Here is a 23,260-nt window from a genome sequence, read left to right on the forward strand (position 1 = left end):
GTACAGAGGGTATTATCCCACTGCCTGTATTAATATAGCAAGATAACTTTCCATTCAATTTAGAAATATGTTTCAAATTGATACCTAAACGCATTTGAGTTAGACAATAAAATAATTATGACTGATAAAATTTCACCTAAAGTAGAATTTGTAACTATTACTGAAGATTATCAAGGCCAACGCATTGATAACTTTTTACGCACCAAATTAAAAGGTGTGCCAAAAAGTATGATTTATCGCATCATTCGTAAAGGTGAGGTGAGAGTTAACAAAGGAAGAATCAAGCCTGAGTATAAACTACAGCCAAATGATATTGTACGTGTACCGCCAGTACGCGTTTCTGAAACGGAAGCTATTTCACCATCAGCAAATTTAGATTCTGTGCGCGCACTAGAAACACAAATCATCTATGAAGATAACTACTTAATAGTTATTAATAAGCCATCGGGCATGGCTGTACACGGTGGTAGTGGATTAAGCTTTGGTCTTATCGAAGGTTTACGTGCAATCCGTCCTGATAGTAAGTTCCTAGAATTGGTACACCGTCTCGATCGTGATACATCTGGCTGTTTACTTGTTGCTAAAAAACGCAGCACGCTAAAAGCGTTACATGAGCAATTACGCTTAAAAACCATGCGAAAAGATTACCAAGCACTTGTTGCTGGTGCATGGCCGCGCAGTACTCGAGTTGTAAATGCGCCATTATTAAAGAATACAGTAAGCTCTGGTGAGAGAATCGTACGTGTTGACGATGAAGGTAAGCAATCTCAGACTCGTTTCAGCATCATACAACGTTATGAAAATGGCACGCTAGTACAAGCAAGTCCTATTACAGGTCGTACGCATCAGATCCGTGTTCATGCATTACACGCTGGTCATCCAATTGCCTGTGATGATAAATATGGCGATACAGGGTTTACGAAGCACATGAACGGTTTAGGTTTGAAGCGCTTGTTCTTACATGCTGCACGCCTACAGTTCTTCAACCCGGGTACAGAAGAAACACAAGAAGTTGAAGCGCCGTTAGACATGGCGCTTGTTAGAGCGTTAGAAAAAATGAAAAAGTGCTAAATATAAACATCATTAATATGTGTTAATAGATTCGCTAAACCAAAAGAGCCAGTATCATCGATACTGGCTCTTTTGTATTCGACGTATCAATTTTAATTCGACTTAATTTGATAATACGTCGTAACCTTGTTTTTGTAGTAGTTTTACTAAACTAATCAGTGGTAATCCTATTAAGGTATTTGGGTCCTTACCTTCTAATTTCGAAAATAATGCAATACCAAGTCCTTCACACATAAAACTGCCTGCGCAATTATACGGCTTTTCAGTTTCAAGATAGTAACGGATCTGGCTGCTTGTGAGCGCTCTAAAATGGACAATGAACTCTTCAACTATCGTATCTGTATGATCTGTGCATTGATTTACAACAGAAAGACCTGTGTAAAAAGTTATATTTTGTGCAGAAACGGCAGATAATTGTGCAAAAGCTGTTTCAAAATCACCTGGTTTACCTATTATTTTGTTATTAATGACACAAACCTGATCCGATCCGATACATATTGAGTTACTATACTCCCGACTGGCAGATTGAGCTTTTTCTAGTGCTAGGCGTGATACAAGCATTTGAGCTGTTTCGTTTGGCTTGACGGTTTCATCAACTTTAGGGTTGAAGGTATCGAAAGGGCAGTTTAGTTTTTCTAATATCTGTTTACGAAACGGTGATGTTGAGGCAAGGATTAGTTTAGGTTTCATGGTTTATCTATCATCAATTATTTAATTATTTGATGATTTTAACGCCAAAATATCTATTTTTGTAGGTAAATGTGATTTTTTTTCATTTTCCTTTTGACTCTAACATGATGAATCTATATTATCCGCAACCTATGAAAAAGGTAAAACTACCAGTAACTGTTGATCCTTATCGTACCGCTCAACAAAGATTGGACTTTAACACTAGTGTTGAAGCTCGTCTGTTGAAACGTATTACGGATGCAACGGCAGGTGAACCAAGTGATGCTGAGGTATCAATTTCGTTCAGTAAAGACAATCAAGGTCTTATAGTGATACAGGGTAGCGTATCTCTAACCGTTAACCTTGAATGTCAGCGCTGTGGCGGGATATTTACGCAAGCTTGTGAAACCGAATTTAGATATAGTCCTGTGAAAAATGATTCACAGGTCGACGATCTGCCAGATGCTTATGAGCCCATTGAATTGGACGCAAATGGCGAAATCAATCCGATTTCATTCATTGAAGATGAAGTGATTATCAATTTACCGCTTGTTGCTTTGCACCAAGAGGAAGATTGTTCAGTGAATCCAAATGATATGAGTTTCGGAGAAATCGAGCCTGCTGATGAGCAGCCCAACCCATTTGCAGCTTTATCTGAATTAAAGCGCAAGTAATCAGGAGTATAGGCCAATGGCTGTACAAAAAAGTAAAGTAACTCGCTCTCGCCGCGGTCAACGTCGTTCACATGACGCTCTAACTGCAGCAGCTACAACTGTTGACGTGACTTCAGGTGAAACTCACCTACGTCACAACGTAACAGCTGATGGTTACTACAAAGGCGTTAAAGTAATTAACAAATAAGTTATTTACTTTGCCTAATCTAACCATTGCGTTAGATGCCATGGGGGGCGATTTCGGTCCCCATGTCACTATCCCCGCCGCAATAAACATACTGAAAAAGTATAAGTACCTTTCTATATACCTTGTCGGTAACGAAGCTGAAATAAATTCTTTATTACAGAATACTTCTACGTCTATAAAGTCTCGCTTTACAATAATTCCTAGTCTCGATGATATACCCATGGATCTTGCTCCAGCATTAGCGCTGCGTAATTTTAAGCAATCCTCTATGCGTATGGCATTGAACCTTGTCCGTGAAGGCAAAGCGCAAGCGTGCGTGAGTGCAGGTAATACCGGCGCCCTGATGGTGCTTTCACGGCACTTGCTTAAAGTACTTCCTTTTGTTGATCGACCTGCACTTGTTTCAACATTGCCTTCTATGACTACACAGCCTGTTTATATGCTTGATTTAGGTGTGAATGTCAGTTGTGATGCGGATGCATTGCTGCAATTTGCATTAATGGGGTCTGCGCTCGCAGAGCACGTTGGTAATATACCAATTCCTCGGGTCGCGTTACTCAATGTCGGCCAAGAAGACATTAAAGGTAATGACCTTGTTAAACACGCCGCTCAGTTATTGTCTAAAAACCCTAATTTAAACTATATTGGTTTTATTGAAGGTAACGATATCTTCTCTGGTAAGGCGGACGTCATCGTATGTGATGGATTTACTGGAAATGTCGCACTTAAAACAAGTGAAGGTGTTGTTGACCTGGTTATTTCCCAGCTAACATCTGTATCAAATAACAACATATTTACTAAATTATTATCATTATTGGTCAAACCACTAATAATGAGCAGCCTAAAGCGTTTGAAACCCGACCAGTATAACGGAGCAACTTTGTTAGGATTGCCGGGTATTGTAATTAAGAGTCATGGTAATGCTAAACAGGTTGCCTTTGAATTTGCAATTGAACAGGCTGTAAAAGAAGTTGAAAGCGGTTTAGTAAATAAGATATCCGCTAGTCTTGATATTATTGATTAAGACTCAATTTTTATCATTTTATTTGCCTCTTCTCTTGAAAAATCCAATCGATATCCTCATATTACTTTTTAGTTAGATAAGTTCATTTTCGAATTGATACATGAATCTTTGTTAATTTTTTATAGGTAATTTATGTCAAAGTATGCAGTAGTATTCCCAGGTCAAGGTTCACAAACAATAGGTATGCTTGCAGATCTTGCTGCAGAGCATTCAGTTGTAGAACAAACATTTGCCCAAGCAAGTGAAATGCTTGGTTATGATCTATGGGATTTAGTGCAACATGGAACAGTTGAAGAATTAAGCCAAACTCATATTACGCAACCTGCATTATTGGCTACCTCTGTTGCATTGTGGCGCATCGCCGCCGCGAAAGAAGATTTTAAACCTGCATTAGTTGCCGGTCACAGTCTAGGTGAATACTCAGCACTTGTATGTGCAGGTGTGATTAAATTCGAAGATGCAATTGCACTTGTTGAATTACGTGGACAACTCATGCAACAAGCAGTACCACAAGGTATTGGTGCAATGGCTGCTGTTATTGGTCTTGATAACGATGCAATTATTGCCGCTTGTGCAACAGCGGCTGAAGATGAGGTCGTATCAGCGGTGAACTTTAATTCACCTGGGCAGGTTGTTATTGCAGGTAATAAAGCGGCAGTAGTACGCGCATCTGAATTATGTGTAGAGGCGGGTGCTCGACGTGTAATGCCTTTACCTGTAAGTGTGCCTTCTCATTGTTCACTAATGAAACCAGCTGCTGATGAATTGAAATTGGCGCTAGAAAAAGTGACATTTAATACACCTGTCATTAAGTTGATCAATAATGTTGATGTCGCAGCACCAGTAGATGCAGAAAGTATTAAAGATGCACTTGTTCGTCAACTATACATGCCAGTACGCTGGACTGAAGTGATTGAAGCAATGGCACAGCAAGAAATAACGGCACTATATGAATTTGGCCCTGGTAAAGTATTAACCGGTCTTGTAAAACGTATCGATAAAACGATCAAAGGTAGTGCAGTGAATAATCAAGCAACGATTGCTGATTTTGTATAATATTAGGAATAAATAAATGAGTTTTTCAAGTAAAACTGTACTTGTTACAGGTGCAAGCCGTGGTATTGGCCGTGCAATCGCGGAACATTTTGCTAAATTAGGTGCCACAGTTATTGGTACTGCAACATCTGCACAAGGTGCTGAGCGTATTGGCGCATATTTAGGTGATGCTGGCTTTGGCTTAGAGCTGAACGTGACAAGCCAAGATTCAGTTGATGCACTTTATGCAGAGATCAAAACGCAAGTTGGTCACATTGATATTCTAGTGAATAACGCTGGTATTACAGCTGATAACATCTTCTTGCGCATGAAAGAAGATGAATGGTGTAATGTTATCGATACGAACTTGACCTCATTATACCGTTTATGTAAGCCTTGCTTACGTGGCATGATGAAGCAACGCCATGGTCGTATTATTAATATTGGCTCTGTTGTTGGTACAACTGGTAATGGTGGTCAAGCGAACTATGCTGCTGCTAAATCAGGTTTGCTAGGTTTTACTAAGTCGCTTGCAAGCGAAGTTGCATCTCGCGGTATCACTGTTAATGCCGTTGCACCTGGTTTTATCGAAACTGATATGACAGCAGAATTAACAGAAGAACAAAAACAAACAATTTTAGCTCAAGTACCAACCAGTCGTCTTGGTAGTACTACTGAGATAGCTGAAACAGTTGGATTTTTAGCATCTGATGGTGCAAGCTATATTACGGGTGAAACCATCCATGTAAATGGCGGCATGTACATGGCTTAGCCATTTATATTTGATTTTGTTTGTAAATTTGCGATCTTTTTCACCAATCGTGGTTTGACCACCGAGTAAAGGCTTGCAAGTTTATGAGTAATCAATAAACTACTAATCAAAGCATTATATATTTTTCAAAGGAAAGTAAAAATGAGTAACTTCGAAGAACGCGTAAAAAAAATCATTATCGAACAACTTGGTGTTAAAGAAGAAGAAGTTAAAAACGAAGCTTCTTTTGTTGATGACCTAGGTGCAGATTCTCTAGATACAGTTGAACTTGTTATGGCTCTAGAAGAAGAATTCGATACTGATATCCCTGATGATGAAGCAGAGAAAATCACTACTGTTCAAGCTGCGATCGACTACGTTGTTTCTAGTGCTGAATAATTCAGCTGATTAGTTCTCTCTGAGAAAGAATCAATTAAAGTGATTATCATAATCATTTTATAAATGTTAAAGCGGTCGCAAGACCGCTTTTTTTTTGCCTATTTTGGAGAACAAGTGTGGCTAATAATAGAAGAGTTGTAATTACAGGATTAGGAATTGTTTCACCGGTTGGCAACACAGTTGCAACTGCATGGGAAGCGATTAAATCTGGTATCAGCGGCATTGAAAATATTGAGCACTTTGATACCACTAATTTTTCAACAAAGTTTGCTGGCTTAGTTAATGACTTTGACGCAGAATCTGTCGGAATTAATCGTAAAGACTGCCGTAAAATGGATTTATTCATTCAGTATGGTATTGCAGCTGCAGAGCAAGCTTTAACAGACTCTGGCTTAGAGATTACTGAACAGAATGCAACACGTATTGGTACCGCTATCGGCTCTGGTATCGGTGGTTTAGGTCTTATTGAACAAAACGTACATAGTTTTGTTAAAGGCGGGGCACGTAAAGTAAGCCCATTTTTTGTCCCTGCTACAATCGTGAATATGGTTGCAGGGCATGTTTCAATTCGTAATAATCTTAAAGGCCCAAATATTGCCATTGCGACAGCATGTACGTCTGGTACGCACTGTATTGGCCAATCTGCACGTATGATCGCATATGGTGATGCAGATGTAATGGTTGCCGGTGGTGCCGAGAAAGCATCGACTGAAATGGGCTTGGCTGGTTTTGGTTCTGCTAAGGCACTTTCAACCCGTAATGACGACCCGCAGAAAGCAAGTCGACCTTGGGACAAAGACCGCGATGGCTTTGTACTAGGTGATGGCGCCGGTGTATTAGTGATGGAAGAGTATGAACACGCCGTTGCTCGTGGTGCTACTATTTATGCTGAATTAGCTGGTTTTGGTATGAGTGGCGATGCATTTCACATGACATCACCACCTGAAGACGGTGCAGGCGCTGCATTATCAATGAATAATGCGATTGCTGACGCAGGTATTACCGCAGATAAAGTGGGTTATGTGAACGCTCATGGTACATCAACACCTGCTGGTGATAAAGCTGAAACAGCCGCTGTAAAATCAGTGTTTGGTGAACATGCCTATACACTTGCAGTTAGCTCTACAAAATCAATGACCGGTCATCTATTAGGTGCTGCTGGTGCAATTGAAGCTATCTTCACTATTTTGGCATTGAAAGATCAAATATTACCGCCAACAATTAACTTGGAAAATCCAAGCGAAGGTTGTGATCTTGATTATGTAACTGACGGTGCTCGCCCCGTGAATATGGAATACGCATTATCCAATTCATTTGGTTTCGGCGGTACTAACGGTTCTCTGCTATTTAAAAAAGCAGACTAAAATATCAAAGTGATAAGCGAAGGACTTTATTTTTATTTTTCGATGACAAACGTGAAATATAAATGTTTTTTGCTATTTGATATCGACATGTAAGGTGATTTAACACACCTTACATGTATCAAACAATTTTTCATTGGTGTAAAATGTGTGTTGAATTTAATTTACGCATCGAGCTATGAAAAAAATAATTACTGCTGTTTCCTTATTGTTTACCATTCTACTTATTACATGCGTACTCTTTTATTCGCGCTATCAATCCTTTGTTTCTGTTGATCGTGTTCAATCTGATCATATTTTAACAGTTGCTTCAGGTGATACTGCACAATCAATAGCTAATAGCATGATTGCAGCACCTGATATGGAATCTAAAGTATTCTTACGTTTATTTTTCAAACAATATCCAAATATCACCAATATTAAACTGGGTTCTTATAAAGTTACAGCAGGTTGGGACTTTAAAACATTATTTGAACACCTCGTTTTAGGTGAGGAATTCCAGCATAAAATCACCTTTATTGAAGGTTCTACATTTAAAGAGTGGCGCCAACAGTTATCCCAAGCGACGGGTATTATTGATGACACCGCTGGTTTATCTGAACCAGAGATCGCAACGCTGTTAAATATAGATAATCCGAAACTTGAAGGGCTGCTGCTCCCTGAAACTTATTTCTATCCTGAAGGTACTTTGGTTTCAGCTTTGTATCTAAAGTCACACCAAAAGCTACAAGCTTATTTAGACGCAGCATGGCTATCAAGAGACAAAAAATTACCACTTAAAAATGCCTATGAAGCTTTGATCCTTGCGTCTATCATAGAAAAGGAAACGGGTTTAGAGAGTGAAAGAACAACAGTTAGCTCTGTGTTTATTAATCGTTTGAATAAGCGTATGCGTCTGCAAACAGATCCAACGGTTATTTATGGTATGGGGGATGATTATAAAGGCAATATTCGCCGTAAACATTTACGCCAAAAGACGGCTTACAACACCTACGTGATTAAGCGCCTCCCACCAACACCTATAGCAATGGTAGGCAAAACATCGATTGATGCGGCATTACACCCAGCAAAAACAAATTATTTGTACTTTGTCGCTAGCGGAGATGGCGGGCATTATTTTTCCAAGAATTTAAAAGAACATAATCGTGCTGTTCGTAAATACATTTTAAAGAAATAAATTGAAGAGAGTTATTGTGCAAGCAAAATTTTTAGTAATCGAAGGCCTTGAAGGCGCAGGTAAAAGTACCGCAGTTAGCACTGTTATTAATTGGCTTGCAGAGCAGGGGATCACCGATGTGATCACGACTCGTGAACCTGGTGGCACAAAATTAGCCGAGAAAATGCGTGCGATAGTTAAAGACGTAGATACCGAAGAACCTTTGACTGAATCGGCGGAGCTTATGTTGATGTACGCAGCACGAGCTCAATTAGTTGAGAATGTAATTAAGCCTGCGTTAGCTAAAGGCCAATGGGTAGTCGGCGATCGTCACGATCTGTCTTCTATTGCTTATCAAGGCGGTGGGCGCGGTTTTGACATCAGTGTGTTAAATACGTTACGCCAAGTCGCTATTGGTGATTTTAAGCCTGATGTGACGCTATTATTAGATATCGATCCTGCTGTTGGTTTACAACGTGCAAAAGTACGCGGTGAGTTAGACCGTATTGAATTAGAGCAATTGTCTTTCTTCCAACGTATTGGTGCTAAATATAATGAACTGGCAGCAGCAGACGACACTATTTTTAGCGTTGATGCTGGTCAGGCTATAGATAATGTTCAATTGCAGATACGTGATGTACTTACCGTGAATCTTGTCTGTCATAACAAAAATGTTGATTAATTAGATGTTATATCCTTGGTTATTACCACATTGGGAAAAACAGCAAGCGCAAATGACAGCGGGTCGTTTGCACCATGCTTTGTTTGTGACGAGTCCGAACGGTATGGGTAAGCTGTCTTACGCACAGATGCTTTCCCAAACATTACTCTGTAAAGAGCCGATTGGTTGGGAACCTTGCCATCACTGTCATCCTTGCCAGTTGTTCGAGACCAGCGTGCATCCTGACTATTATTTGGTTGCCACAGAACCAGGGAAAGTGATTGGTGTTGATCAAATACGAAACATAAGTCAGAAATTAAATGAACATTCACAGCTTGGTGGAAATAAAGTGGTGATCATTGAGCATGCAGAAAGCTTCAACCTTGCGTCAGCGAATGCCTTGCTTAAAACGTTAGAAGAGCCAAGTGATGGCAGCTATATCATTTTGCTTGCTGAGAATAAATCTCAGGTGCTACCTACTATTTATAGTCGTTGTCAGAAGTTACACCTTCCAGCCCCTGCAGAGCAGGATACATTAACTTGGTTACAACAGCAGTTTCCGATTGAAAGCCCCACGTTGACCTCGATCCGTATTAATCATGGGGCACCTTTACACACGCTAAGTTATTTAAACAACGGTGATGATGATTTACGCAAAGAGATATTTTCTAATATTAGCTTGTTGACGCAACAGCCAGCCGCTATTACACGTTTATGTGAAATTATTTCAGACCGGACATTAGAAAAATTATCTTGGTTACAATTCATCTTACTGGATTTACAGAAAGTGGCTAGAGGAGTGAGTATTGATTATATTGTTAATACTGACCAGTTAGAATGGTTAACTCATTTTTCAACATTGCTATCACAAGATAAAATTACTCAACTACAATCAGAATTAACAGAACTTCGTCAGTTGTTATTACAAAATAATAATTTAACCGCAGAAACTTTAGTACTGTCCTTTTTGATTAAACTTAAAAGATTTATAAATTAATATGCTAGTAGATTCTCATTGCCATTTAGATGGTCTAAATTACGATACCATTCATACTGATCTTGCAGATGTTGTGAACAAAGCAACAGAGCGCGGAGTTTCACATTTATTAAGTGTGTCAGTTACCTTACCGCGTTTTAAAACTATGATCGAATTGATTGCTGATTTTGATAATATCCATGCCTCATGTGGGGTTCACCCCCTGAACCTTGAAGATGAATACGAAAAGTTGGAATTATTAGCGCTAGCAAGTAATGACAAGGTTGTGGCGATTGGTGAAACAGGTTTAGATTATTTCTATTCACCTGAAAACAAAGATATCCAGCAAGCGTCATTCCGTAATCATATTCAAGTGGCGATTGAGCTGAAAAAGCCTTTAATTATCCATACGCGTGGTGCTGTTGATGACACTATCCGGATCTTAAGAGAAGAGGGGGCAGAGAAAATTGGTGGCGTTATCCATTGTTTCACTGAGTCTGACGCAATGGCCGCAGCGGTATTGGAAATGGGTTTCTATATCTCAATATCAGGTATTGTGACGTTTAAATCAGCAAAAGATTTACAGGCTGTTGTTAAAACAATCCCTGCGGACCGATTACTGGTTGAAACCGATTCTCCATACCTCGCTCCTGTGCCATACCGTGGTAAAGAGAATCAACCTGCATATGTACGCGCTGTTGCCGAGTTTGTTGCTGATCTACGTGGTGTAAGCTTTGCTGAACTAGCAGAAACAACAACAGAGAACTACTTTAAGCTGTTTAACGCTAAGAAGTAATTTCGACTTGATATTGAAATCACGCTCAAATCTTGAAGAAGATGTTGAGTGTGGTATTATCTGCGCAAATTATCAGTACCAACTACTAGTACTATGTTGATCAGCTAGTAGTTCAATGTTGATGAATTACCAGTAAGGCCTTGATATTCGTCTGACGAGTTATCGAATTAATCATTATTTGGAGGCATTTTGGCCCATTTAGTTACCTATACGTATAAAAAACAAGATAAGAAAATTCCATTTTCATACAGACAGTTTCACCATATCTATGAAGCGGCAGCTGCAGAAGAAGGCATCGACCTAACACAATATTTGATAATGGAAAAACAAGTTGAAGATGTATCGAAAGGTACGAAAGCCGTAAGAGAGTTCCGTAAAAATCATTTTACTAAACTAGGCTTTACTAACGTATGGTTTATTAAAGACGGTATTGAAGAATAACGAATAAATGATAATTTTGTGGTCAACGGATTTGGCCACAGACATCCTATCTACATCTACATCTACATCTACATCTACATCTACATCTAGCGCTTCACCTCTCTTGATTTTTTAACCTACATAGTTTGCATCAGTTTTATTTGATGTTAGTGGCTTTACAGTGTTTAAAGAACAGCCCGCTAAGATATATCGCGAATGTCTTTGCTGCTTAAACTCGAAAAATAAAGACAATAAAAAAGGCCACATCACTGATTTAGTGTTGTGGCCTTCGCATTTCTTATTGTTATTTTGTGCGTGACGCTTTACGTTTGTTCCATGCGTTGATTATCTTCCAACGCCATAGCCAGCGGATACTAAAATAACCAAGAATAGAAAAGAATGTACCCGAGACAAAGCAGCCCAACAAAAATGCAGGACCATACAATGATATTGCCTGTATCAACCATTCCATCGTTAATTCAAAAGAGAATGGATGTACGGGTACTTGTAATATCCATGCGCCTAGGATATAAGTGCCATAAAACATGGGCGGCATTGTCACAGGGTTGGACAGCCACACAAGAGCGACAGAGAGCGGTAAGTTAACCCGAAATAAAATCGCAAAACCAGCAGCTAACAACATCTGGAAAGGAACGGGTACAAAGGCCATAAATAGACCGACAGCAAAAGCACCCGCAGCAGAGCGACGATTTAAGTGCCAAAGGTTTGCATTGTGCAGTAAATCACCAAATATTTTAAGGTGCTTATGCTCTTTGATTGACTCTGGGTCTGGGAGGTATTTCTTAATTAAATTCTTAGGCATAATTCTAATCAAATGTCAGGGGTAATGAATGACCTTTAAGGCCATACTACTTTCCATTACCATATTAATAAGTATGTTCTTTATTGATATCGAACGTATTGAATATATAACGATAATGACAGTCGCTGCCTTTATCATTTTTTACTTGAAGATAACACCTATATTAGTATTGCTGTTTATTACTTTGTCTTGGTCTGTAATATATAAAAATAATGTAATAAATGAAGCAAATATGTTACTTATGAATACAAAGTGGCAATACAAAGAATCATCAAAAATAGTAGTTGAAGACAATATCATAACAGCCGAACTAATAACATTAGTAAATAATAAAAATCGACTTTCGTTTGATGTAAACGTCATTAGCATAAATGGGCAGGAGGCACCTTATTATCAACCTAGGCTTAGATTAAAGTGGCTAAACCCAGAATACCACTTCGAAGGAGAGCTTGGTATTGGCCAAATATGGCGATTTAAGATTCATCTTGTTGATACTAAAGCCTCTGGATTATTAGCGCATCATATACGCTATACAGGTTTTGTTGATAAAGGCGAAATCATCAACTCTAAGTTTAGTTTACGTGGAGAGTTGTACCAAGTATTTAAATCGCTCTTACCTGCTAACAGTAACCCCATGCTATACGCTTTAAGTTTTGGTGATCGGAGTTATATTAGTGATGCGTTATGGACGCAGTTTAAATTATTAGGTATTGGACATCTGGTTGCTATATCTGGTTTGCATATAGGGCTTATATTTGGATTTTGTTATACCTGTATACGCCAATTATTCAAGGTGTTTAATCTGCCTCATCAACTTTGTGTCACTTTAGTATTGAGTCTGTTTGCTGCCTTCTTTTATGCATGGATCGCAGGATTTTCGTTACCAGCACTAAGAGCTATTATTTTATTGAGCATCCACAGCCTTTACCGTCTTCAATATTATAAAGTAACGCTATTACAGTTGTTCTCTATCATGTTATTTGTCACTTTAGTTGTTGATCCGTTGACTGTATTCTCGGTGAGTTTTTGGTTATCCTTTTCGGCTATGGCTGCTGTATTTATACTTGTTTGGTTAAATAAACAGCAGCAAACCGTTGATGAAGTCAGTGCATTTGATAACCAGGGCAACGTTATTAAATGTTGCTATCGTATTCACTGGTGTCGAATTAAGTTGTTGGTAAAGACAGTGGTAAGTAAGCTAACGTATCTTTGTCACAGCCAAGTATTATTGACATTATTTATGTTGCCGATGCAACTGTCGGTGTTCTCTGGTTTTAGCTTAATTTCTATCATAATCAACTTGATTTTCATTCCTGTTTTTAGTGTATTTGTATTACCGGTGCTGTTGGTCGCGGTACTCTTAGCCGTAATAGCGCCGCAGATTAGCGGCATATTACTGCTTGTTGTGAATGATGTATTAAATCGAACTCAAGCTATTTGGGGAAGGATAACGATAAATGATGGTATTTGGATTGAGCAAGATCAGCTAATCAGTGATGTATTCCCTCAAGGAACAGTGCTTATCTTTATTCTATTTATAATGGGTTTTATCTTTAAACCAATGCGCGTTACATTTAACTCATTGTGTCTGTTATTATTGCCCTTGTTGTTTATCGCGATTTGAATTCATTTAGGATGATTTATGAATAATGTTGTTAAAGCAGCTCTGTTGGCTGCGTTCTTGTTTCCTGGTGCTGCGCATTGGTGGTTAAAGAAATATTTAGTGGGTGCTATATTTGCTATTTTGGCGGTTGTTCCGCTCTATGTGATAATGGATACTACAATGACACAAACACAACTCATCATCGATAAGGTACTTCAATCTGGCGGGCAGATTGATTTGCTTAGCATACATGCATTGGTGACACAGCAAATGGCAAGTCTTGATACGCAAGACGTTTACCATGCAACTGTGATGCTACTTTGTGTCTGGTTGGTTAATGTATTAGACGCAATGAGACTCGCAAGAAAGCGTGAGCACTAAGCGTAAATCTCTGATAGTGCTTGGTCTAACGTATCATATTTAAATGTAAAACCGGCATCGACTAGGCGTGTGGGTATGACTCGTTGTCCGTAAATAATGAGTTCAGCACGCTCGCCGAGTAATAAACGTAATACTAATACAGGTGTTGTTAAGCGTGCCTTCTTATTAAAGCAAGCGGCTAATTGAGTTGAAAATTCACGATTAGTAACAGCATTTGGTGCTGTAAGATTAAATGCACCAGAAAGCGATTTACTGTGTAATAAAAAATTGATGGCTGAGACCATATCTGCGATATGTATCCAGGACATGTATTGTTTGCCTTGCCCGATAGGGCCACCAAGTCCAAACTTAAACGGTAAGGCCATTTTTTGTAACGCGCCTTTATCTTTCGCTAATACAATGCCTGTTCTTATTATTGCTGTGCGGGTTAAAGGATTAGCCGCTCGGGCGAGCTCTTCCCAATGTGCGCACAAGTGACTGGAATATTCAGGGTGGTAGTTAGCGTGTTTCTCATCAATAACTTGGTCATCTTGACGACCATAGACACCAATGGCAGAGCCACTAATAAAGACTTCTGGCGTAATTGTCTTAGTTGATATCAAATCAACCAGTTGCTGGGTTATCTCCCAACGACTCGATTCCAGAACATGCTTGTGTTTGTCACTCCACATTTTATCCATAATAGGCGAGCCAGCTAGATTGATGACAGCGTCGACATGGATGTCCTTGGGTAATTCGTGGAGTTGTGTGATGAATTTTATGTTGTTACTCGGTATGTGTGCAAACGTACGCTTCGCTGTACTGACATTACGAGTTAACACTGTAAAGTTATAGTCTGTTTGGAAGCTATTTATAAATGCTTGGCCGATGAAGCCAGTGCCTCCCGTAATTAGTATATGCATATAGGTTACTCAGTAAGTTATGTTCCTTATAGTGTAGGTCATTTGAGTTTTTTATATAATAACATATAGTATATTTTCAATAAAAAAAGCAAGTTAGCCTATATGACTAACTTGCTTTAACTAACCCTGTTAATGACTAACAACCACGTATATCATCATTATTAACTTGCTGTACAGAATACTAGTACCCGTTTTTTAGCCTCTTTGACAAGTTTGCATTGCGGTAAACTCTTGATTAGAAATGTAGTCTCGTTTGATTTACGTGTAACGAAATAGGTGTCTTTGGTAATCTCTTTCACTGCAACTTCGAGCTTTATCTTACGCTCAACAGCGACCCCTCGAGAATAAAATTGAGCCGAAAATGGACGTTTGTTGATATAGATAAGTTCGCTATTTTGAGCTTGCGCCGACCACGTTTGCATTAAGCCTTTTTCAGACTGTTTACTTGTTACTTCTGTGCGTAATAAGATCGCGATAATTAAAATCAATGCTGGTGCGATAAAACCTGTTTTATATACCTTGCTTGATAATGGGTTATTACGTTGGTATGTCACCATTAATAAAGCAAATGCAGGTAAAGAGGGCATTACATAACTCGAAAGAATGTTACCGCTGAATGTAAATAATAATAAGGGAGCTAATAACCAAGCCCATAAAAAACTCGTGTAACTTAGCTCGGTAGTATCGTCATCTTGCTGTGTTTTTGTTTCACGCTTGGTTTTGATTGTAACCTGTAAGCTTTTAACCCATTGGTAAATAAATATAGGTGTCCAAGGTAGGGCTGAAGCAATTGCAAATACCCAAATAGTACCCTTAATTTCTTTGTGTGCAGTACCGTATAGATCGCCTTGCCAACCACTTACCAAGAAACGCTTGATATGTTCACCAATGATAAAATAGTTAAGAAAACCGGGTGACGAATATTCTGCAATAACGTACCAAGGTAAGCTTGTTGCAAGGAATAGTGGGATACCAGTTTTCCATGGTAAACTGCGGAACATGCTCATCCACGTTTTGTTAAACAGGGCCCAAATAAATAAGCTCATACCAATCAAGACTACTGCTAACGGCCCCTTGGCTAACATGCCTATTGTCAGACCAATAAAAAACAGATGGCCCCAAAAGGTTGATTTATTTTTATAATTAAGCCAAAAAGCCGCCATACTCAGGGTAATACCTAGCGTTAGGGCTGTGTCGGTCATCACTGCACCTGCGACGACAATAAAAGTCGCAGTTGTGGCTAAGATACCTGCCGCTAACCATGCTTCTTGTTTTCGTTCTGAACTGATTCTTGAAGGCATTATTTTATAAGCCAGTAAACCTACGATTGACAAGATCAAACCACCTGCTAGTAAGTGTGGAAGCCGTACCGCAAATTCGTTTAAGCCAAATACCGAAATACCTGCCGCGCTCATCCAAGTAAATAGTGGTGGCTTACCCCAAAAGGGTACGTTGTAATCGAACATTGGTGTGATCCAATTCCCCGTTTCAGCCATGATCCTCGCCATTTCACCATACCGAGCTTCGGTCGTGTCCATAAGCGGGAAGAACCCAAGGGTAAATAACCTGATCGCGATTGCGGTAACGACGAGCGTGATTGCTATTTTCGTTAAAGATAGCTGGTTTACTGCTTTAGACATGTGACGACTAACCTTGTTTATAATTTGGGTTATGTGTTTGATAGGTACTTTGATGAATGCTTTGATTATCATGTGATTCGAAGCGTACGCTTGGTTCTGTACAGCTTTCATTCATGACTATAAAGTTAGGGCGTTGTTTTGATTCAATAAACAAACGGCCGACATATTCCCCCATTAAGCCAATAGATAAAAGTTGTATACCGCCAAGTAAGAGCATGACGGTCATTAATGATGGATATCCAGCAACAGGATCACCCCAGAACAGCGTTTTACTAACCAGGAATATAGCCATCATTAACGATACTACAGAGGTCACTACACCCGCGGCTGTTGCGATGCGCAATGGTCGAATGCTAAAGGACGTGATCCCCTCAAAGGCAAGGTGGATCAGTTTTGTATAATTCCATTTAGTGGTACCTGCTTGACGGGCATCGCGATCAAATTGTAGTGTACAAGTATTAAACCCAGGCCATGAAAGTAAGCCTTTCATAAAGCGATTTCGTTCTGGTAATGCGTTAATAACGTCAATGACTTTACGATCTAACAATCTAAAGTCACCGACATTACGTGGCATGTCAATATCAGCTAAACGATTGATTAATTTATAAAATAGATGAGCTGTTGAACGTTTCAACCAATTTTCACCATGACGTTGTTTGCGTTGCATGTTGACGACATCATAACCATTTTCCCATTTATGGATCATTTGTGGGATTAGCTCGGGCGGATCTTGTAGATCCGCATCAAGTAAAACGACTGCACGGCCTGTTGTATTGACTAAACCTGCTGTCATTGCCGCTTCTTTACCGAAATTACGACTCAGCTTAATACAGCGTACAACATGCTTTTGTGCAGTGAAGTTGATGACTTGATCCCATGATCTGTCGTTGCTACCGTCATCCACGTAAATGATTTCACATGGCTCTGATAAAGTATCCAGTACCGCGGTAATGCGTAGGTGACAGTCGGTTAGTACTTCATCTTCATTAAAAAATGGGATGACGATAGATAATAGAGGTGTCTCTTTGGTTTTAAGGACATCTCGATGCTCTGTAATCGATGTAATACTGGCTGGCATATTAAAATTCCGAAGTGGATGCTAATGCGCTGATTTTAGTTAAGGCCATGTGGAATAAATGTTTTCGACAAGTTTTTTACATTTTTACATTAATTCGACATGGGGTTTGGCATAATAAAGGCGTAATCAATTTAGTGGGTTAAGCTATTATGAAAATATTGTTAGTCGAAGATCATCAAGACATCGCGGGGATCATTTTTGATTTTTTTGAAATCAAAGGTTACACCTTAGATTATGCACAAGATGGTGTGCATGGTTATGAACTTGCTAGTAATAATTATTATGATTTAATTATCTTAGACGTACAAATGCCTCGCATGGATGGACTGACTGTTTGCCAAAAATTAAGAGAGCAGGGTGATGATACGCCTATCCTAATGTTAACAGCACGAGATACCCGAGAGGATACATTGGCCGGTTTTGATTGTGGTGCAGATGATTACCTTATTAAACCGTTTGACCTTGATATTCTTGGCGCGCGGATCCAAGCTTTACATCGTCGACGTAGCGGTAAAAATGCAGCTAAAATATTAACGTTTAAAGATTTATCGTTAGATTTAAAAACGCATATCGCTTCTCGTAATGGCTGTAATTTTGACCTAAACCCGACTCAATTTACGATTTTGAAATTGTTAATGATGAGAAACCCTGAAATTGTCACTAAAAATGAAATCATTAATGCTATCTGGGGGGAAGATGAACCAGAAGGCGATATTCTTCGTAGTCATATTTACCAACTACGTAATCAAGTTGATAAGCCGTTTCAGCAGCAATATATTAAAACCTTATCAAAAATCGGTTACCAACTTGTCTCTGTATAACATTAAATTTAGGGTTTAATATGGCAAAGGTTCGTTCGGCTAAACAGCTCACGTTTATTTATTTTTCAATTGTTGCGTTTGTTATTATATTGATCCATGGGACAGTGCTTGACTCAACGTTGGAAAGTATTGAAAAGTTAAGTATTCAGAATCGACTGTTATTACAAAAAGAATCGATTGTAGAAAAATCAAAGTTGAGTGACAAAGCAAGGTCGTTTAAAATTGATGAATTTACGACTGGCTATATTGACCGTGTTACTTTACCTGGGCTAGTGGATGAAAATATATTTTTACCTGTTGATGAAGCTGTAGAAATACAGCAGAAAAACTCTCTAGGTACGGAATTCTTTATAATGAAACTTGCTGTATCAGGCCAGCAAGAATCATTTATTTATGTTGTCCATAATGATCCTGCATTTGAACTGGGTGAAGAAGAGATCATGTGGACACAATCATCGCAGTCATTGACTTCATTGGTACTTTTACTGATTGCACTGCTTGTGGTTATGCGTATTTCTGAGCGTTTAACTGCACCGCTCTCCGTTTTTGCCAAACAAATTGCGTCTCGATCGCCTGATGATACGAGTGATATTGAACTTCCCAGCGGTATTGCGACCAAGGAGTTATTACAGCTTGTGGATAGCTATAACAAGAATCAACAGCAGAAGAACGCGTTAATTGAACGAGAGCGTGCGTTTAATCGCATGGCAAGTCATGAATTACGCACCCCATTAATGGTGATGAAAGGGGCGACTAATTTATTGAGTTATAGCAATGAACCTGAATTTATCAAAAAGCAGCAAATTCGTTTACAAAGTGCAACGAATGAAATGAATGATTTTATTGATGCGTTACTGTCTCTAACCAAGTCCGAACAAGATTTAGCATTATCTCAACGGCTGTTAAATAAAGATGAAATAATGGCTATTGTTGATACCCATAGCGCATTATTGAATGCCAAACCTGTGGTCGTTAATATTGAAATAAAGCAGAAACTTGTACTTTCGATGCCAGAGGTTGCGTTTAAGTTATTATTGGGTAACTTATTAAAAAATGCTTTTCATTGTACCGCTATTGGTGAAGTTAATATCGTCGTTGATGATCAGTCTGTATCAGTTATAGATACGGGGTGTGGCCTTTACAATAAACAGCGAGGTGATGAGGGACATGGCTTAGGTTTACTGATTACCAGAGATATTTGTCGTAAATATAACTGGCAATTTGAATTGAAGAATATTGATGCTGGTGGCTGTTGTGCAACTATTTTTACATAATACCGCGATGCATATGTCACCTATAGTGTGTCGCGGTTATTTACCGAATACCCAACGTTCGGCGAGAAAATAGTTAACCAGCATAGCAAACATAATACCGGGTATGATCGCGATTATCGCGGCATTCCCTGTGAGCGATAAGCCTGTCAGTAGTAACCAATAACAAAGTAGGTTAGGCATTGCGCCAACGCAGGATGAACATAAAAACTTACTCCATTCTTGTCGTAAGCCACTATTACTTTGTTCTTGCTGAGCTTTAAATGTGAAGTTACGGTGCAACAGCCAATTACTGTTTACAGCAAAGAAGAATGCAAGTAATCGAGCAACTAATAGCGGCAAGAATGTAGCGAATAATATCATCAGGAGTAGATCAACGATAAATCCTATACCACCGACAATAGCAAATTTAACATATTTGTTATTCATGTATTCTCTGGACTACGTGTTATATAAATTGTGAATTTAACATTTAGCTTGTAGAAAAAACGTGAACTCTTAAACCTAAAGTCTATAACCTATAACAGAAAGTCTTCATCGATTGGATTAAATACCGTCGCGCTGTTCATTAATGTATTCGCTGTTAGCGCGGGAACCCCATATACTTCAGTTCTGACTTGATGACGCGCTTTGATTGTATCGAGTAAGATCGCAAAGTCACCATCTCCTGAAAGCAGAATGACGGTATCGACTGACTCTGCAACTTGTAATACATCTATCGTTATTCCTACATCCCAATCACCTTTGGCACTACCATCACTGCGCTGGATAAAGGGTTTTAATTTTACATCAAACCCTATATGTTTCAGAGCATCTTGAAATTTTCGTTGTTGATCATCACTTCTGTCAATGGCATAAGCGTAAGCCGTTACAACATCACCTTGTAGTAATAAATGTTGCCACAGTTTCCGATAATTAAACTGACGACCATATGTATGACGTGTGGTGTAATAGATATTCTGTACGTCAACAAACACTGCTATTTTTTGCACAAGATCCTCCGATTTCGATGATTGCTTTAGGCTGTATATTTTAATGAGTTGGTTAAATAAACGAGTTATTTATTAGCGTACTTGGCTAGATATTGGTCAAGCGCATTACCAAATGCTTGTTTATCTTTTGATCCTAACGCCGCCGGGCCACCTGTCATTTCACCGCTTGCGCGCATCGTGTCCATAAAATCTCGTATATTAAGGCGCTGACGAATATTACTTAACGTGTACTTTTCACCGCGAGAAGTGATTACGTGCGCGCCTTTTTCGATAACTTCGGCTGCTAATGGAATATCAGAGGTAATAACCAGATCGTCTTGAGCTACTTTTAATACGATGTGATCATCAGCCACATCAAAGCCTGATGGTACTTGGGTCATTGAAATATATGGAGATGCGGGTACGCGTATCCAGTGGTTTGCGACTAATACCAATGGTACTTTTACGCGAACCGCTGCGCGAAAGAGTATTTCTTTCATTGGGCCAGGGCAAGCATCAGCGTCAACCCATATTGTAATATTATTTTGCATAAAACCTTCAGGTTAAATTCGAGTGTGCCATTTTAGCGTATTAATAGGTGAAATTGTTGTTCCTTGATATTTATTAGCCATACTTAATTTATATTTGTTGGGGGCTTGCTATGTTTAAAATACGCGTTTCTACGATATTATCATCCAAAATATTGTACCGTAATATGTTGAAAATCAGGTTAAAACGAGCATTGATGGTTATTGCTTTCGCTTATAGCCAGCAAGCTTTAGCTTGGTCTGCTGATCATATTTCTATTGTTGGCGTTGATGAAGGGGAAGACATCGCTCAAACTATAAATGATCGTTATGCAGTTGTACATCATCCTAATAAACAACTGGATCATTTATTACCTGTGATTAATGATCGAACAAGCGTGCCAATGTCTAAGCAAGCACGGCAGTTTTCTAGTCGAGTGAGTTATTTAAATTGGCTCGAATCGCAATACCCTTGGAATGAAATTAAGTTATCAGGGTTACTACGTATTGGTGATCGTAGCCCAGAAATTCATGAAATACACTCGAGACTTACGCTACTGGGTGACAGCGAAACATCAATTCAATTATCAGGCATATACAGCAGTGACATTGCTATTGCTGTTCGTCATTTTCAGCGGCGTCATGGTTTGGAGGCTGACGGTGTTATTGGACCTGCAACGTTAAAATGGTTAAACGTTAATCCCCAGCGCAGAGCCAAGTTACTGACTATTAATATGGATGAAAAAATGGACTATATGGCAAATCTTGGTCCTCGTTATCTTTTAGTTAACATACCAGCCTATGAGTTATTGCTTAGTGATAATGGTGAGATAGCACTGCGATCACGTGTTATTGTAGGCAAACCCAAAAAACCGACGCCAATATTATCAAGTGAAATTAAAAGTATGGTGATTAATCCAAGCTGGCGTGTTCCCCGTAGTATTTTAGAAGATGATTTATTACCTAAATTAAAATTGAATGGTGATTTTATCAATCAACGTAATTTCACTGTTTTTAATTATGAAAATAAGCAGGTTGAAAGGACTGCTGATGAGTGGGAAGTGCTCGCTGGTGGGACATTCCCATATCGACTTGAACAAATGCCAGGTACAAATAATGCGCTTGGCCGTTATAAATTCTATTTCCCAAATAATTTTAGTGTTTACCTCCATGATACAACTAATCCTAAGCTATTTAATAATACTAACCGTGCATTGTCTTCTGGTTGTATTCGTATTGAAAAAGTAGATGAACTTGCTGATTGGGTCGCTAACAGCCTTGTTGATAATAAGTCGTTGTGGACACGATTAAAAATTTCTAGAAATACGACAAAATGGTTTCCGTTGAACGATGTATTACCAGTCCATTTGGTATATTGGACAGCCTGGATGGATGACAGTGGTTTAAGTCAATATCGTGATGACATTTATGCTTTACAGCGATAAAGCTTGATTTGAGAGCAATTAGAAACTATATTCCACTTTTCTTGTATGAAAATCAGTCAGTGGTGATGTGTGTCAATAGTAAGTTCAACACGAAGAAAAGTGATATTAGGTCTTGGCGGCTTGGCGGCATATTCAGTTTCGCCAATCAAAGTTCAGGCAAGTCAGACTATTTTGGGTGAAAGAAATTTAGAATTTTACAATATTCACACCCGAGAGCGTGCTCAGGGCTATTATTGGGTAGATGGCATATATCAAGAAGATACACTCAATAATTTTAGCCATTTATTACGTGATCATAGAGAGAACTTAGCCGCACCTATGGATAAGCGCTTATATGAACTGCTTTACCAATTAAACAAAACACTCAATATTTCAGAAGAATTTCATGTTATTTCTGGCTATCGTTCACCTAAAACTAACCAAATGCTTGCGAGCAAGAGTCATGCTGTTGCGACTAAAAGTTATCATATGCGTGGAATGGCCATTGATATTGCAATACCAGATGTGAAGCTATCTCATTTACGCGAAGCGGCTATATCTTTGAAATTAGGCGGGGTGGGCTATTACCCTAAATCAGGGTTTATTCACGTGGACACGGGGCGTGTAAGGATCTGGTAG

The 23,260-nt window shown here is 39.0% G+C and carries 27 protein-coding genes; 19 read left to right on the forward strand and 8 right to left on the reverse strand.

Annotation, left to right across the window (positions count from 1 at the left end; genetic code table 11):
- Positions 1 to 117: 117 nt before the first annotated feature.
- Positions 118 to 1,071 (forward strand): 23S rRNA pseudouridine(955/2504/2580) synthase RluC, encoded by a 954-nt coding sequence (rluC, locus tag FR932_RS06280; protein ID WP_019440316.1) that lies wholly within the window; start codon positions 118 to 120, stop codon positions 1,069 to 1,071.
- 102 nt (positions 1,072 to 1,173) lie between these two features.
- On the opposite strand, the gene FR932_RS06285 is transcribed toward rluC, so the two are convergent.
- Positions 1,174 to 1,761, reverse strand: a complete 588-nt coding sequence (locus FR932_RS06285; protein ID WP_019440315.1) for a Maf family protein — start codon at positions 1,759 to 1,761, stop codon at positions 1,174 to 1,176.
- A 104-nt stretch (positions 1,762 to 1,865) separates the two neighbouring features.
- On the opposite strand from FR932_RS06285, the gene yceD reads away from it, so the two are divergent.
- The 12 genes from yceD (at position 1,866) to FR932_RS06345 (ending at position 11,201) form a co-directional block, all read left to right on the forward strand.
- Entirely contained in the window at positions 1,866 to 2,414 is a 549-nt protein-coding gene (yceD, locus tag FR932_RS06290; RefSeq protein WP_081588309.1) for a 23S rRNA accumulation protein YceD, read from the forward strand.
- A 16-nt stretch (positions 2,415 to 2,430) separates the two neighbouring features.
- Positions 2,431 to 2,601, forward strand: coding sequence for a 50S ribosomal protein L32 (gene rpmF, locus FR932_RS06295; protein WP_006033904.1), 171 nt, complete (start codon positions 2,431 to 2,433; stop codon positions 2,599 to 2,601).
- 10 nt (positions 2,602 to 2,611) lie between these two features.
- Positions 2,612 to 3,625 carry a phosphate acyltransferase PlsX gene (gene plsX / locus FR932_RS06300; RefSeq protein ID WP_026032063.1) on the forward strand — a complete coding sequence of 338 codons (1,014 nt, stop codon included), beginning with the start codon at positions 2,612 to 2,614 and terminating at the stop codon, positions 3,623 to 3,625.
- 132 nt (positions 3,626 to 3,757) lie between these two features.
- Positions 3,758 to 4,681 (forward strand): ACP S-malonyltransferase, encoded by a 924-nt coding sequence (gene fabD, locus FR932_RS06305; protein WP_019440312.1) that lies wholly within the window; start codon positions 3,758 to 3,760, stop codon positions 4,679 to 4,681.
- Positions 4,682 to 4,697: 16 nt separating this feature from the next.
- Positions 4,698 to 5,432 carry a 3-oxoacyl-ACP reductase FabG gene (fabG, locus tag FR932_RS06310; protein WP_019440311.1) on the forward strand — a complete coding sequence of 245 codons (735 nt, stop codon included), beginning with the start codon at positions 4,698 to 4,700 and terminating at the stop codon, positions 5,430 to 5,432.
- A 141-nt stretch (positions 5,433 to 5,573) separates the two neighbouring features.
- Positions 5,574 to 5,810, forward strand: coding sequence for an acyl carrier protein (acpP, locus tag FR932_RS06315; protein WP_019440310.1), 237 nt, complete (start codon positions 5,574 to 5,576; stop codon positions 5,808 to 5,810).
- Between the two features lie 116 nt (positions 5,811 to 5,926).
- On the forward strand, positions 5,927 to 7,174 hold the full coding sequence (gene fabF / locus FR932_RS06320) for a beta-ketoacyl-ACP synthase II (protein ID WP_019440309.1): 1,248 nt from the start codon (positions 5,927 to 5,929) through the stop codon (positions 7,172 to 7,174).
- A 175-nt stretch (positions 7,175 to 7,349) separates the two neighbouring features.
- Positions 7,350 to 8,348 (forward strand): endolytic transglycosylase MltG, encoded by a 999-nt coding sequence (gene mltG / locus FR932_RS06325; RefSeq protein ID WP_019440308.1) that lies wholly within the window; start codon positions 7,350 to 7,352, stop codon positions 8,346 to 8,348.
- 16 nt (positions 8,349 to 8,364) lie between these two features.
- On the forward strand, positions 8,365 to 9,009 hold the full coding sequence (gene tmk / locus FR932_RS06330; RefSeq protein WP_019440307.1) for a dTMP kinase: 645 nt from the start codon (positions 8,365 to 8,367) through the stop codon (positions 9,007 to 9,009).
- Positions 9,010 to 9,013: 4 nt separating this feature from the next.
- Complete coding sequence (gene holB / locus FR932_RS06335) at positions 9,014 to 9,985, forward strand: DNA polymerase III subunit delta' (protein WP_019440306.1); 972 nt, start codon at positions 9,014 to 9,016, stop codon at positions 9,983 to 9,985.
- Position 9,986: 1 nt separating this feature from the next.
- The gene (locus FR932_RS06340) at positions 9,987 to 10,760 is read left to right on the forward strand and encodes a TatD family hydrolase (RefSeq protein WP_019440305.1); all 774 of its coding nucleotides are present in this window, start codon (positions 9,987 to 9,989) and stop codon (positions 10,758 to 10,760) included.
- 189 nt (positions 10,761 to 10,949) lie between these two features.
- Positions 10,950 to 11,201, forward strand: a complete 252-nt coding sequence (locus tag FR932_RS06345) for a DUF2960 domain-containing protein (RefSeq protein ID WP_019440304.1) — start codon at positions 10,950 to 10,952, stop codon at positions 11,199 to 11,201.
- Positions 11,202 to 11,484: 283 nt separating this feature from the next.
- Here the strand turns inward: FR932_RS06345 and FR932_RS06350 are convergent, their stop codons facing one another.
- Complete coding sequence (locus FR932_RS06350; RefSeq protein ID WP_019440303.1) at positions 11,485 to 12,003, reverse strand: DUF2062 domain-containing protein; 519 nt, start codon at positions 12,001 to 12,003, stop codon at positions 11,485 to 11,487.
- Positions 12,004 to 12,235: 232 nt separating this feature from the next.
- Here FR932_RS06350 and FR932_RS06355 point away from each other — a divergent pair, with 232 nt between their 5' ends.
- Both FR932_RS06355 and FR932_RS06360 read left to right on the forward strand, forming a co-directional pair.
- Positions 12,236 to 13,627 (forward strand): ComEC/Rec2 family competence protein, encoded by a 1,392-nt coding sequence (locus FR932_RS06355; RefSeq protein WP_240532362.1) that lies wholly within the window; start codon positions 12,236 to 12,238, stop codon positions 13,625 to 13,627.
- A gap of 18 nt (positions 13,628 to 13,645) precedes the next feature.
- On the forward strand, positions 13,646 to 13,987 hold the full coding sequence (locus tag FR932_RS06360; RefSeq protein WP_019440301.1) for a DUF6677 family protein: 342 nt from the start codon (positions 13,646 to 13,648) through the stop codon (positions 13,985 to 13,987).
- Here the strand turns inward: FR932_RS06360 and FR932_RS06365 are convergent.
- The 3 genes from FR932_RS06365 to FR932_RS06375 form a co-directional block, all read right to left on the reverse strand.
- Positions 13,984 to 14,889: a TIGR01777 family oxidoreductase gene (locus tag FR932_RS06365; protein ID WP_019440300.1), complete on the reverse strand. Its 906-nt coding sequence runs from the start codon at positions 14,887 to 14,889 to the stop codon at positions 13,984 to 13,986. The two genes, FR932_RS06360 and FR932_RS06365, sit on opposite strands and share 4 nt — an antisense overlap.
- A 161-nt stretch (positions 14,890 to 15,050) precedes the next feature.
- Entirely contained in the window at positions 15,051 to 16,529 is a 1,479-nt protein-coding gene (locus FR932_RS06370) for an ArnT family glycosyltransferase (protein ID WP_019440299.1), read from the reverse strand.
- Positions 16,530 to 16,536: 7 nt separating this feature from the next.
- Positions 16,537 to 17,607 carry a glycosyltransferase family 2 protein gene (locus FR932_RS06375; protein WP_019440298.1) on the reverse strand — a complete coding sequence of 357 codons (1,071 nt, stop codon included), beginning with the start codon at positions 17,605 to 17,607 and terminating at the stop codon, positions 16,537 to 16,539.
- Positions 17,608 to 17,756: 149 nt separating this feature from the next.
- Between FR932_RS06375 and FR932_RS06380 the strand changes: the two genes are divergently transcribed.
- Positions 17,757 to 18,428 carry a response regulator transcription factor gene (locus FR932_RS06380; protein WP_019440297.1) on the forward strand — a complete coding sequence of 224 codons (672 nt, stop codon included), beginning with the start codon at positions 17,757 to 17,759 and terminating at the stop codon, positions 18,426 to 18,428.
- Positions 18,429 to 18,448: 20 nt separating this feature from the next.
- Positions 18,449 to 19,702, forward strand: coding sequence for a sensor histidine kinase (locus FR932_RS06385; protein ID WP_019440296.1), 1,254 nt, complete (start codon positions 18,449 to 18,451; stop codon positions 19,700 to 19,702).
- Between the two features lie 36 nt (positions 19,703 to 19,738).
- Here FR932_RS06385 and FR932_RS06390 read toward each other — a convergent pair whose 3' ends face one another.
- The 3 genes from FR932_RS06390 to FR932_RS06400 form a co-directional block, all read right to left on the reverse strand.
- Entirely contained in the window at positions 19,739 to 20,128 is a 390-nt protein-coding gene (locus FR932_RS06390) for a GtrA family protein (protein WP_019440295.1), read from the reverse strand.
- A gap of 89 nt (positions 20,129 to 20,217) precedes the next feature.
- Positions 20,218 to 20,691 carry a LabA-like NYN domain-containing protein gene (locus FR932_RS06395; RefSeq protein ID WP_019440294.1) on the reverse strand — a complete coding sequence of 158 codons (474 nt, stop codon included), beginning with the start codon at positions 20,689 to 20,691 and terminating at the stop codon, positions 20,218 to 20,220.
- Between the two features lie 65 nt (positions 20,692 to 20,756).
- On the reverse strand, positions 20,757 to 21,209 hold the full coding sequence (locus FR932_RS06400) for a YaiI/YqxD family protein (protein WP_026032062.1): 453 nt from the start codon (positions 21,207 to 21,209) through the stop codon (positions 20,757 to 20,759).
- A 122-nt stretch (positions 21,210 to 21,331) separates the two neighbouring features.
- On the opposite strand from FR932_RS06400, the gene FR932_RS06405 reads away from it, so the two are divergent.
- Both FR932_RS06405 and mepK read left to right on the forward strand, forming a co-directional pair.
- Positions 21,332 to 22,642, forward strand: a complete 1,311-nt coding sequence (locus FR932_RS06405) for a L,D-transpeptidase family protein (RefSeq protein ID WP_240532361.1) — start codon at positions 21,332 to 21,334, stop codon at positions 22,640 to 22,642.
- A gap of 69 nt (positions 22,643 to 22,711) precedes the next feature.
- Positions 22,712 to 23,260, forward strand: coding sequence for a peptidoglycan L,D-endopeptidase MepK (gene mepK, locus FR932_RS06410; RefSeq protein WP_026032061.1), 549 nt, complete (start codon positions 22,712 to 22,714; stop codon positions 23,258 to 23,260).

Source organism: Moritella marina ATCC 15381 (assembly GCF_008931805.1).
Taxonomy (GTDB): domain Bacteria; phylum Pseudomonadota; class Gammaproteobacteria; order Enterobacterales; family Moritellaceae; genus Moritella; species Moritella marina.